The organism is Natranaerobius thermophilus JW/NM-WN-LF (assembly GCF_000020005.1).
Classification (GTDB): Bacteria; Bacillota; Natranaerobiia; order Natranaerobiales; family Natranaerobiaceae; genus Natranaerobius; species Natranaerobius thermophilus.
Window position 1 is genome coordinate 1667857 of record NC_010718.1, and the last position, 12884, is coordinate 1680740.

At 33.2% G+C, this 12884-nt stretch carries 12 protein-coding genes; 4 read left to right on the forward strand and 8 right to left on the reverse strand.

Annotated features, from left to right (window positions below; translation table 11 throughout):
- Positions 1-558: 558 nt before the first annotated feature.
- Positions 559-1700, reverse strand: a protein-coding gene (locus NTHER_RS15625) for an IS3 family transposase (protein ID WP_414628104.1) whose coding sequence is annotated in 2 segments (ribosomal slippage) — positions 559-1460 and positions 1460-1700 — 1143 coding nt in all. Because the reading frame shifts where the segments join, the coding sequence is not laid out codon by codon here.
- 144 nt (positions 1701-1844) lie between these two features.
- Here NTHER_RS15625 and NTHER_RS08040 point away from each other — a divergent pair.
- Complete coding sequence (locus tag NTHER_RS08040; RefSeq protein ID WP_012448036.1) at positions 1845-2171, forward strand: phage holin family protein; 327 nt, start codon at positions 1845-1847, stop codon at positions 2169-2171.
- A gap of 303 nt (positions 2172-2474) precedes the next feature.
- Entirely contained in the window at positions 2475-2846 is a 372-nt protein-coding gene (locus tag NTHER_RS08045) for a hypothetical protein (RefSeq protein ID WP_012448037.1), read from the forward strand.
- 170 nt (positions 2847-3016) lie between these two features.
- Here NTHER_RS08045 and NTHER_RS08050 read toward each other — a convergent pair whose 3' ends face one another.
- The 7 genes from NTHER_RS08050 to NTHER_RS08080 all read right to left on the reverse strand — a co-directional run bounded on the left by NTHER_RS08050 (position 3017) and on the right by NTHER_RS08080 (position 10885).
- Positions 3017-3799 carry a prolyl oligopeptidase family serine peptidase gene (locus tag NTHER_RS08050; protein ID WP_012448038.1) on the reverse strand — a complete coding sequence of 261 codons (783 nt, stop codon included), beginning with the start codon at positions 3797-3799 and terminating at the stop codon, positions 3017-3019.
- Between the two features lie 184 nt (positions 3800-3983).
- The gene (locus tag NTHER_RS08055) at positions 3984-5702 is read right to left on the reverse strand and encodes an ABC transporter substrate-binding protein (RefSeq protein WP_012448039.1); all 1719 of its coding nucleotides are present in this window, start codon (positions 5700-5702) and stop codon (positions 3984-3986) included.
- Positions 5703-5985: 283 nt separating this feature from the next.
- On the reverse strand, positions 5986-6648 hold the full coding sequence (gene deoC / locus NTHER_RS08060; RefSeq protein WP_012448040.1) for a deoxyribose-phosphate aldolase: 663 nt from the start codon (positions 6646-6648) through the stop codon (positions 5986-5988).
- Between the two features lie 20 nt (positions 6649-6668).
- The gene (gene surE, locus NTHER_RS08065) at positions 6669-7448 is read right to left on the reverse strand and encodes a 5'/3'-nucleotidase SurE (RefSeq protein WP_012448041.1); all 780 of its coding nucleotides are present in this window, start codon (positions 7446-7448) and stop codon (positions 6669-6671) included.
- A gap of 32 nt (positions 7449-7480) precedes the next feature.
- Complete coding sequence (locus NTHER_RS08070) at positions 7481-8785, reverse strand: amidohydrolase (protein WP_012448042.1); 1305 nt, start codon at positions 8783-8785, stop codon at positions 7481-7483.
- A 72-nt stretch (positions 8786-8857) separates the two neighbouring features.
- Entirely contained in the window at positions 8858-9679 is an 822-nt protein-coding gene (locus tag NTHER_RS08075) for a ComEC/Rec2 family competence protein (RefSeq protein WP_158438236.1), read from the reverse strand.
- Positions 9680-9817: 138 nt separating this feature from the next.
- Entirely contained in the window at positions 9818-10885 is a 1068-nt protein-coding gene (locus tag NTHER_RS08080) for a tetratricopeptide repeat protein (RefSeq protein ID WP_012448044.1), read from the reverse strand.
- Positions 10886-11069: 184 nt separating this feature from the next.
- On the opposite strand from NTHER_RS08080, the gene NTHER_RS15630 reads away from it, so the two are divergent.
- Together NTHER_RS15630 and NTHER_RS08085 are read left to right on the forward strand one after the other, a co-directional pair.
- Positions 11070-11225: a DNA-directed RNA polymerase subunit beta gene (locus NTHER_RS15630; protein ID WP_012448045.1), complete on the forward strand. Its 156-nt coding sequence runs from the start codon at positions 11070-11072 to the stop codon at positions 11223-11225.
- A gap of 36 nt (positions 11226-11261) precedes the next feature.
- A complete protein-coding gene (locus NTHER_RS08085) occupies positions 11262-12884 on the forward strand; it encodes a Mur ligase family protein (protein WP_012448046.1) in 1623 nt (540 codons plus the stop codon).

A 12884-nucleotide genomic window follows, 5' to 3' on the forward strand; every position in this document is an offset into this window, starting at 1 on the left:
ATCTAAAGTACCCTCGGTTAAATCAGGTTGTAACAAAAACCTCTCTATAATTTCGCAATTGCTAATATTATAATATATTTTTTGAAATGGTTCCCATAAACAATTGTGTATGATTTCATTTCTTAGATTAATAACCATTTTAATTTGTTCACATTTTTGAAATACAGTATTTGTTATTTCGACATTTTTAATCTTTTTTTTATCTCCATATAAGATATTCTTAGACTTAAGACTTGGATACATTTTAAAATCAGTTTGTATATTTTCCAGTTCAAATGCAATTTTAGTTAATAGGTCAAATATAGAATATATTCCTATAAAATTCCGTTTTTATATTTTAATCCCTTTGCAGTATAAAATGTATAATCCACAAACAAATATCCTCCTTAAAAAATAAACTTGAATTTATTAATCTCTAACAAACATTTTCTATTCAACTTTATTTTTACCCTTTTAATTTTTCAGTTTAAATTTTCATTTGTCATAATTTTTATAACCACTAAACGTTACATAAAATATGGACTTAGGTCAAAATTTTGGACACCAAAAAGTTAAGTATTAAGCAGATTGCTTTGCTAGATCCTCAACATGTTGAGGAGTTAAAAACTCCAAACTTCCATGGATTCTTGTTCTGTTGTACCAGCTCTCAATGAACCTAAATAGAGCAATTTCAGCCGATTTGAAGTCTAAGTACTTAACATGGTTAACTTCTTCCTTTTTCAAAGTAGCATGAAATGATTCGATATGTGCATTGTCATAAGGGCAGCCTTTTCTGCTAAATGATTGCTTGATCCCTTTGTACCTTAAAAAACGCTTAAAGTCATCGCTAGTGTACTGGGTACCTAGATCACTATGTAGAATAAGTCCATTGCCAGGTTTCTGTGTATCATAAGCATTTTTAACAGCTTTAATAACTAAATCTGTTGTCATGGTCTTGCTAAAAGAGTATCCAACAATTTTATGGGTGTGTAAATCCATTACAGAGGCTAAGTAGCACCAGCCGTCTTTAACAGTATCAATGTATGTAATATCAGTAACCCACTTTTGATTGACAAATGTAGTTGAAAAGTCTTGTTTTAGGAGATTCTCTCGTTCGACTACTTTTTCTCTATTAGGATAAGGCCGATATTTTTTCCTGACAATTGATTTGATACCCTCTTTTCTCATTAATCGTTGGACTCTTTTTAAGCTGACTTTGTATCCTTTATTGATTAGCACAGCGTGGATCTTTGGTGCACCATATCGCTTTTTACTGTTTTTATGAATTTGAGTTATTTGATCTAATAGTTCTCTGTTTTCTTTGTCACGATTAGATTCAACTCGATTTATTGTTTCGTAATAAGTACTTCTCGGAAAGTCTAGAGCATCACAAATAGCTTTGATAGTATGCTCGTCCTTTTGTTCTTTTATAAATTCAGTAAGCTCTGTATTGTCTACTTTTTGGCGAATATGGTCATAGCCTTTTTTAAGATTTCATTCTCCTCTTTCAAGCGAGCCATTTCTTTTTGCATTTCTTCCACATCTTTTGAAGTGGCTCCCTCACTGCCAGATTGTTGGTTTGGAGAGAAATCTTTGATCCATTTATAAATAGTAACCTCTGTCACACCATATTCGCTAGACAAATCCTTCACAGAACTACCTGAATTATATAAATCTACAATTGTTCTTTTGAAGTCTTCATTATATCTCTTATTACTCATTACTGGACACATCCTTTCGTTATTAATATTGTAAGTGACTTAACCATGATGTGTCCAAGAATTTATACTAACACCATACATATTTCTGCACTATAGTTGGTCAAACTAAATATATATAATTAAAACTAAAGGGGAGGTATTATTTTGGTACGTTTAGCAATTCGCTTCGTAGTATCAGCCCTGGTGCTAATGGTTCTTAGTTTTATATTACCAGGATTTGCCGTAGTAGGATTTGGTGGAGCTTTACTAGCTGCAGTAGTAATTGCGCTTTTAGGTTATGGAGCAGAATACTTCCTGGGAGAAAATGCTTCACCTAATGGAAGAGGTGTAATTTCTTTTGTAATAGCAGCTGTAGTGATCTATGTAGCACAATTTTTAGTACCGGATATGTCAGTTTCCATCCTGGGTGCTGCTTTAGCAGCTATTGTCATCGGTATAGTTGATTTATTCATTCCAACTACATTGCGATAAAATTTAATATTTTTAATTTAGTTAATTCAATCTCACCAAAACCTTATTATAGAGGTTTTGGTGTTTTTTTATGTATTTCTTTTAAATAAAATACATAAGTATTATTTACTTTTTATCAATATTTGTGGATTATATATAAACTATTGACTATTCTGGACATACTTATATATTAACTTATTTACAGAAAACCTTTAAAAAACTATAAAACTGTTTAAAACCCCAAGAAAGGAGGAGGTTTTTATAAAACAAAAAAAATGGCAAAAACTTGCAAAGCAGGCATGCAGAGACTTAAACTTTAACAGATTGGATATTGTTTTTGCCACAATTGAAGCTGAAAGTAAAGGAAAAAATATCACAGGAGATAACGGACGTGCTTTTGGTTACGGTCAGGTATGGCTTAAATGGCATTATAATAAGTTGAAAAAAGTAGCAGAATTGCTAGGAAGAAAGATTCCAACCAAGCCTACTAATATAGAGGATGAACATGAGTTTACTAAAGTAATTTTGGAAGATGATGAACTATCAATGTATTTAGCAGTAGAAACCATTAAAGAACTTTGGAATAATTCTTGTGGTTGGGAAGATTTTTTAAAAAAATATGTAGGACCAGCTATTCCAAGTTCGGAACAAAAACGGCGCTCAAAGATATTAAAAAAATATCAGAAAGTTTACTAAAGTGTGTCCAATGTAGGGTGATAATTATGGGTGGGGTAGCTATTTTTCTATTTTTAATATTCTAGATAGTTGACATATTCACAACTTTCTGCTACTGTTTATCGGTTAATAGTAAGTTACCCCACTCCACTTTTATCTCTATCTTTTATTTTAATTAAATGAAATAAGTTTTAATAATTTAGATGTCCATGATGACTTTGAAGCCAATTAACAGCTTCTTCTAACATGGCTACAGTTTTATGGTGATTCAAATTAGGATGAATGGTTAACTTTATGCTATCTGGTCTATCTTTGTATAAATTTTTAATTTCACTGTAAAAGTACCTTTGTGTCTCAAGAGGCACTGAATCATCATCTTCACCATGTTGCATTAATATAGGTCTTGGATAAAGAGACTCCTTATTAATTAACGGATCATATTTTTGAATATCCTCGGTATCATTATTATATTTTGGTTCTATATTATGTGCATTCATAATTCTATTTTCAGCATCTTGCCATGCACATGCTCCATTCATAACTATAAGACTAGTGATATTTTGATACATCGCAAAAATACCACTGGCTGTAATTCCACCCATTGAACTTCCCATAACAGAGATATTATCTGGATCAATGTTAAATGTTGCTTTAAGTTCAGTTAATATTGGTTCAAATTCGTTTAGACTATTTAACACAACTTGCCAGAAGTATTGTTCCATTATTTGTAAATCATTATATTTAAGTTCACCCCTATCGCCGTGTTTCATCGCATCCGGTATCAAGACATTAAAACCGTGGGCAGCAATAATTTTCCCCATAAAATTATAATTTTCTTTCTTAGATGACCAACCATGAAAAATAAAAACTGTAGGAAGATTTTTATCAGTAAATTTTGGTTCAATAAAAACACAAGGGATTTGAGCGAGTTCCCTTCTATAACAAGTAATAAAGTCTCCCTGTTTACTTAACATTTAATCACCACCTCTCATCAATGTACATATTATTGTGTTTTCAATTATTCTCGTAGGTATATATACTTCATAAATTTTCAATTTCCTCCTAATTTCTGTATAAAGTTAGGGGTGCTTAATGCACCCCTAATTATCTTGGAACTCTTATTTGATTTGTAAGTCAGTGGTGGTGACATTGCATTGCCTATTCTTGATATTCGGTAATCTCCCATTCATGAATGTTCCACGAAAATGCTTGCCAAGCTGAAGGTTCGAAGTTTTCTACTCTATTGTTAACAGACCATAAATCTTTGGAGCTGTAAACGAAGATATATGGTAAATCTTTATTTAATAATAAAGCTAATTCATTATATACTTCTGCTCGATCATCCTGATCAAAGGTTCTAATCCCTTCCTCCATTAACTCTTCTGCCTCTTCATTGTGATAGTAGCCCATATTCCATCCGTCATCTGCATATTGAACACTGAATATATTGCTAGGATCTGGGTCAGTAGCTAAACTCCATGCCATATTCCACATATCTACTTCTCCACGTTTTTCTACATTTACTCTATCCACTAAAGTATTAAATTCATACGACTCTAGTTCCAAATCCACACCTATTTGTGGCCACTGTTCTAAGGCAAGGGTTGTTAAATGCTCAGACCATTCATTATCTGCTAAGGTTTCCCACACAATACTTAAGCGTTCACCATCTTCATTGTAGCGATATTCTTCATTTTCATCCCATTCATATCCTGCTTCCTCAAGCAATTCATTGGCTTTATCCGGATCATATTCATAAAAATTTAATTGGTCTTCATTAGGATAAGCCCAAGATACAGGTGAAAATGGCGTTGCCATAGGTCTTGCCAGTTCTTCCCCGTACATTCCTTCAATGAATGATTCAATATCTATGGCATAAGCCAAGGCTTGCCTGACTTCTTGATGTTGTAAATGTTCATTTTGATGGTTAAGTCCGATATAGGAATAAGAGTTATCTAAGAAAGTAATTGTTTCTTGATGATCTTCTTCTTGTAGCATCTCATAATTTTCGGGAGTTGATGATACTGCCACAATATCTGCTTCTGCCGTTTCAACCATAGGGATCTGCTGTTCCGTTTCAATTTCTTCGTAAATTATACGATCTAACTCGGGTTCACCATGATAATAATCCTCGAAAGGTTCTAAAATAGCGTGTTCATCCGGGCTATACTCTACTAATTGAAAAGGTCCACTTCCCATAGGATCATTTGTTAAATCGTGAATTTCTTCGTAGTCATCAAATTCATAATAATGCTTTGGAAGAGCATAAGTTGAGTAATCAAATATATCACCGGCATCGGGTTCTTGGGATTTTACAGTGAGAGTATAATCATCTTCAACAATAACACCTTCTAATTCATCAGTTTCTCCTGCTCTGTATTCATCAACACCTACAATATTATCTGACCAGCTGGCACGTGGCCCATCGTAATCTGGATGAGCAGTTACTTCAAGGGTAAATGCAACATCTTCCGCAGTTACTTCTACTCCATCGTGAAATTTCCATCCTTCTCTAAGATAAAAAGTGTATTCTAAACCATCGTCGGAAATTTCATAGTCTTTAGCTATGGATCTCTGATCCGTCGTTAATTCACCATTTTCGTCTACTGTAAGCAATGTATCATACATCATTCCTATAACCCAAGCATCATATGCCGTAGAGTAAAGAACTGGATTAAAAATTCCATCTAAATCAGTTCCTCCGATAATTAATTCATTAGGACGTTCAACTGCAGGGTTTTCAACTACGGGTTCTTCGTCTTCTTTTTCTTCCACTTCTTCATCTTTAGCCTCTTCTGGAGGTGCACAAGCACTCAAAGCCACTCCCATTGTAAGGAGAAAAGCAATAAACAAAACAAATATTTTTCGACTTGACATTATAAGGTTTCCCCCTCCTAAAATAATCTAACCCACTCCTTTCAAGACTACAATCATGTTCAATAATGAATTTATCAGATATTTTACTATCACCTCCCTTTTTTTATATCATTAATTGATAGTATCTTTTTTTGAATATTTACTATTTGCTTTATTGTATTCAATACTTAAAAAAATTCTACAATAATTTTGATATTTATCTGATTTTTTGTCATAAAAAAACAAGCCTTCTTTATTGTGAAGGCTTGTTTATGATCATCTATAATTTTTATTTTGTTAGAGCTTAATTACTCTGGCTTTTAACTATTTCAACACTCTTGCTTGCCCCAATTCTAGTAGCCCCAGCTTCAATCATCTTTTGAGCGGTTTCTAAGTCCCTTATTCCGCCTGAAGCTTTCACACCGAGTTTTTCACCAACTGTTTTTTTCATTATCTTGACATCCTCTACTGTAGCTCCACTGCTACTGAAACCAGTGGAGGTTTTCACATAATGGGCACCAGCTCTTTTAGCCAGTTCACAGGCTTTGATTTTTTCTTCATCTGATAATAAACAGGTTTCGATAATAACCTTTACTACAATGCCAACTGGAACGGTGTTAACAACGCTGGATATATCTTCAATCACTTCCATGTCCTGTTCATTTTTTAATAATCCTATATTGATTACCATATCAATTTCACTAGCACCATGTTCTACAGCTTTTTTGGCCTCATATTCTTTGACATCGGTAGCACTAGCCCCCAGGGGAAACCCTACTACAGAAGCAATTTCGACTTCTGAGTCCTTTAAAAGATTGGCAGCTAAATTAACATGAACAGGGTTTACACATACAGCTTTAAACTTATAATCAATAGCTTCTTGACATAATTTTTCAATTTGACCTGGTGTTGCTTCGGGCTTTAATTGAGTATGATCAATAAAAGAATTAATATTATTAATAGTCATCAAAACTTGCCTCCTTATTATTAGTCATCAAATTCCCAATTAGACAGGCTATTATATAGATTGTAATCGGTCAGATCATATTTAATTGGTGTTACAGATACATAATTTTCTTTTACAGATGCAACATCTGTCTTAATATCTGATGTATCTTCAATTACTTTTCCTGCCATCCAGTAGTAAGCTTTTCCTCGGGGGTCAAATCTTTTTTCAAAAATATTTTCATACTGTCTAAATCCTTGCCTGGTAATTTTTACTCCTTTTAATTGATTTGCTTCTACTGCTGGTACATTAACATTTAATAAAGTACCATTTTCAAACTCCTCAGGATTATCCTTTATAATATTGGCAATGTATGCTGTATAAGATGCAGCAGTAGAATAATCCTCGTAATCGTAATCTACTAGTGAAACAGCGATGGATTTAATATTCAAAATAGCAGCTTCCATGGCGCCAGATACAGTACCAGAATAAAGCACATCAGTCCCCAGATTTGCCCCTCGATTAATGCCAGAAATAACCAAATCAGGTTTTTCATCCATGACAGATTCTACAGCAAGTTTGACACAGTCGGACGGCGTTCCATTAACCGAATAAAATGGTATTTCCAGTTTCTCTCCAAGTTTTTTAACATTATTCACCCTTAATGGTTTATGAACAGTAATAGCATGACCAGTAGCACTTTGCTCTCGGTCAGGAGCTACTACAACAGCCTCAAACTCATCCCTTGAAGCTATTTCTTTAGCCATTGCAAATATACCAGGTGCATAAATTCCATCGTCATTAGTAAGTAAAACTTTCATAGTCTTCCCTCCAGTTCCAAGTCTGAATCAATTTAATTCTTATCTTGATCAGTAATCATTTTTGCATGTTTATCAGCTTCATGATAAACTTTTTCTTCATCGATAGTTTGTAAATTTCCGTCTTTCATTACTATTTTCCCATCAATTATTACAGTTGAAACATTATTAGAATTACATGAATAAACAATATTAGCGATAGGATCGTGTCTTGGATATAACTCGGCTGAGTTCTTATCAATTACAATAATATCTGCCTTATATTCGGGAGCTAACTTACCTACCTCTGGTAATTTTAGAGTTTCTCCTCCTTTTATTGTTGCCATTTCTAAAGCAGTGTAAGCATTAATTAAAGTTGGATTTTCATGAAATCCTTTTTGTACCAAAGAACTTAGTCTAACTTCTTCTAAAAGGTCGAGATTATTATTGGATGAAGCTCCATCGGTCCCTAAAGAAACTGTTACATTTTCTGATAACATTTTATCAATTGGTGCAATTCCAGATCCCAATTTTAAATTACTGCCAATGTTGTGACTGACAGAGACGTTATTATCCGCTAATATCCTGATATCTTCATCGTTAACATGTACGCAGTGAGCAGCTAAAGTTGGAACATCAAATATTCCTAACTCATTAAGATGCTCTACTGGTGATTTATTATATTCTTTATAGTTATCTGTAACTTCACCTTCCGTTTCTGAAAGGTGGATATGTATAGGCATTTCAAGTTCATGAGCCATTGACAAAGTTTTGTTCAAAAATTCAGGAGGACATGTATACGGAGCATGAGGTCCTAGCATACAAGTTATTCTTCCTTCTGCGCCATTATGCCATTTCTTAACAAATTCTTTAGCCTCATATAAGCTGTCATCACCTTTAAATCCAATCATCCCTCTGGATAGTGAAGCTCTCATACCACTTTCTTGAACGGCTCTAGCCACATCATCCATAAAAAAGTACATATCAGCAAAGGTAGTGGTTCCACTTTTAATCATTTCTACTATAGATAGTAATGTACCCCAGTAAATACTTTCACTTGTTAAGTTTCCTTCTGCAGGCCAAATTTTATTTTCTAGCCAATCCATCAATGACATATCATCCGCGTAACTTCTTAATAAACTCATTCCTGCATGTGTGTGGGTGTTTATTAGTCCTGGTAAAACGAAGTTTCCTTGGGCATCAATAATTTCGTGAGCAGTTTTCTTGGTTTCTTCATCAAAGGGTTCAGAACTGACTTTTTTTATTTTGTCGCCTTCAATGAGAATATATCCCGGGTTTAAAATATCCTCCTTGTCCATAGTAATGACAACTGCATTTTCAATTAATGTAACTTTAGTCATTAACTATCTTCCCCCTTTTTAAATGCAAGCTGTTTATATAACTTCGTTATTAAATATAAAATTCCTTTTTTGTCATAAATTCCAATTGATTTTTTGACCATTAGTTCTAAAAATTATCGTGCCTGATTGGCCAGTTCTCTCTATATGAATATTTTTTTCGTCAAGTTTCTCAAGTAATTCCTGTTTAGGAAGATTGCGTTTATTGTCTGAACCTCCTAATATCACTCCCACTTCGGGCTCTATAGATTCTAAAAACATTCCTGATGTTCCACTGGTATCCCCCATACGAGCTATTTTCAAAATATCAATGTTCTGGTCAAAATTTAGTCTTTGTTCTCCTTTTAAACCTAAACCACCAGTAAAAAGAAAATTTATTTGACCATATTGTAGATGTAAAACTAAAGAATTTTCTCTGGGATCATTAAATAAGATTTTTTCTGGATATATAATTTCAAGTTTGGCTATTTCAGATTGATATAATTCATCTCCCCTTCTGGCAATGTGAAAGTCCGTCTCCTTTGTAGCAGCTGTTAAATATTTTCTAAAATAATTTGTTTTTAAAGCAGTCCCGCTATCGATTGTTTTTTTAACATCAAATCTATCAATTATCTTAGGTGCTCCCCCAATATAATTTGAATAGGGATTAGTAATAATTAACGCATCAATGGTGTTTACATCAATTTCCTCTAAATAGTCTACTATTGTTTTATTTTCTTCTGGTGAGCCAGTATCGATTACAAAAACTTTATCACTTTTAGGTAATCTAATTATGCTAACTTCTCCATTTTTTACATCTGGGAAATGAACTTCCATAACTTCTTCTCGTTTTTCGAATCTTTCAATGAAATTGTCTTCACAACTAGCTTTAAGCGGTGAAGAAAAAATAATTAGCATCGATATTATCATGGTTATAAACAAGAAAAAGTACCTAATCCCTGACGTTATTAATAACAACTTATCACACCCCTGTATATCTTTGTTCTATAATATTTTTGAAATGTGCTTTGACTTTAATAACTTTTCTTTAAAAATTTATTGCTCAGATTTTTTCTGGGATAGTTGTTTTGCCCTTTCGTACTCTTTTGCGGCTAGATATTGCTCCTGTTTGAGTTGATAAATGAGACCTAATTCAAAGTGAATTTCTTCATTTTTGGGTTCTATTCTTAAAGCCTTTTTAAGATGTTTTAATGCTTTATCTAGATCCCCTAAGTAGGTGTATGCTTTTCCTATATATAAGTGAAGTTCCCAATCGCTATTATTTGACGTTATCTGTAAAGCTTTTTGAAAGTATTTTACACTTTGAAGAAAGTCTCCAAGATTAAAATAAATAGCACCACAATTAAAATAGATATCCGGAAAACTCTCAGTATAGTCACATGCCCTAAGGTAATTAGTAAGTGCTTTCTCTTGTTCTTCTTTATCCACATATATGTTACCTATGGCGTTATAGGCTAATGCTAGGATTTCCTCATCCTCTACCAATTCAACAACTAGGCGAAATTTTTTTAAGGCTTTATCATATTCACTCTTATAAAAATACGCTAATCCTAAGAAATAATGACCCATAATCATATTTGGTTCTTCGGATACTACTTGTTCAAATTCGTTTTTGGCCTCTTCTAACATGGCTAAATTAAAATAACCAAGACCTTTTCTAAAAGAATGAATACTTTTATTATCTTTATTTTGCTCAGAATTAACTTCATTGGAATGATTTTTCTCGTGGTCTTTATTTCTATAAGCCTCTTTCATACTTGACAATTTATCAACCAGTTCCTCATCATATTCTTCGGTACTTTTAGAAAAGGAATTTAATAACTCTAAGTTAGAAACCTCTTCATTAGAAATACCTAAATATGCTGAAATCAAACTATCATCCAGTTGATCAGGAATATCAATCCCGTATTCGTCTTGTAGATACCAAAGTTTTTCTTCAAATTGTAACCAGTACCCTATACACTTATCTATTTCTCTTCTTAATTTTAACAACCGCTCAGTAATATCATTATCATCCTTTTTCTCGGGATCCTGTTCTATATGCTCTTCTATTTTTGATAACTCATCGAAAATCTTTTCAAACTCATGTTCAAATTCAAACAATCCTAATCCCCCTATTTGTCAATATATACTACATACTTCTTAATTGATTTTACTCTTTAAATCTTATATAATCGTGATAAATCAAAGAACAATTAATACTAAAAAATTCAATTACGATTTGAAAGTATCTAATAATATTTACATTTATCAGTAGCCAGGGATATTTGTTATTGGAGTGATGCAAATGAAAATTTCAAATTTGATTATAGTCTTAATTTTAATAGTAGCTGCTTTTGGTATAGGTTTTCTAGTCGGTTTTAGTTACATTGGAGATAGTCCAGCAGGGCTTTTTGACCCTGAAACCTGGAGAACTTTTATTCATAGGTTGAGATCTTTTTAAACTCAACGAAGATTATTATACTCTGAGGTGAATAATATGCCTGATAATGTTAGTTTAAGGGCTTTAATAGAAAATTATCCTATAAAAAGCATAGTCATGCCTGGTAATTCTGGAAATATTAAGCAAGCCCTAGACGATATCAAAATATCCGGTTTAAATTATCATTCCCAAAATGTTTCCCAAAATGAGTTATTTTTTTGTTTAACGGGCCATCAATACGATGGCCATGCTTTTGCAGAAAAAGCCTACAACAAAGGGGCAGTTGCATTAATAGTTGAGCGAGAAATCCCCCATATTCCTCTCTTGCAAGTAGTAGTTGAAAATTCAAGACGAGCCCTTTCTCATCTTAGTGCTAAGTTTTATCAACATCCTTCCAAGTCTATGAATATGATAGGAATTACTTCTACTAATGGTAAAACAACTACCACTTACATGATTGATCAAATTCTTAGCAGCAACAAACCCACGGGCTTATTGGGAACTGTTATAGTAAAATTAGGAGAAGAGACAAAGGAATCGGATTTAACCACCCCTGAATCTTTAGATCTCCAAAGATACTTAGCTTCTATGAAAAGAAAAAATATCAATTATTGTACTATGGAAGTATCTTCTTCAGGATTAGAACTGGAACGGGTTTCTGCCGTGGACTATGATATCGCTATAATTAATAACATCTCGAGGGACCATATTGACCAACACGGCTCTTTCGAAAACTATTTTGCAGCTAAACAGCGTTTAGTAGAAGAAATTCAGGAAGATAAAAGGGCTGTTATTAATGTTGATTGTGAAAATGCCTGTAAAATGATTAATTACACTAAAGCGAAAGTTATAACTTATAGTGTAAAAGGCATAGATGCTACAATTGGAATTGACAATCTGGATTTATCATCAGGAAGTGCCAGTTTTGATCTAGTTATCAATAGAGGTTTCTCTACTCTATCGGGCAAATGGATAAAACCAGGTCGATTTAAAATCAAATTAAAAGTATTGGGCCTTCATAATGTCTATAATGCTACTTCTGCTGCTATATCGACATTATTATTGGATGAACCTATAACTCGGATACAGTCAGAGCTGGCTAAATTTTCAGGTGTAGAACGCAGATTCCAACTGATATTTGACAAAAAATTCAAAATTATAGATGATCACTTTGCCAATCCCGGAAATATTGAAGTCACCATGGAAACCCTAGGAAAGATGGATTTTAATAACCTAAAAATTTTATATGCCATTAGAGGTGGTAGAGGTAAGACTGTTAATGAGGAAAATACTAAGGCTTTAATTAAATGGCTAAAAAAATTAAACCTTCAAGAAGTTTATGTAACATCAAGTGATGAAATAGTGGGAATTGAGAATAAAGTTACGATGACAGAAAGAGATACCACCCTTTCTCTTTTGAAATCAGCTGGAATAAGGGTTAGATATTTCTCTCAACTAAGATCAGCTATTAAGTCTGTTATTATTGAAAGACATTTACAAACTGGCGATGTTCTCTTACTAGCTGGATGTCAAGGTATGGATCCGGGTGCTAGACTAGTTTTAAATTTAATATACAATAGACTAACCAAAAATCAGCAAAAATACTGGGGTGACGAGATCTTAGCGCCTTTAAAGCATAGGGTCGCAGGTATGAATTGTAATATTTCTAAGCCGATATAA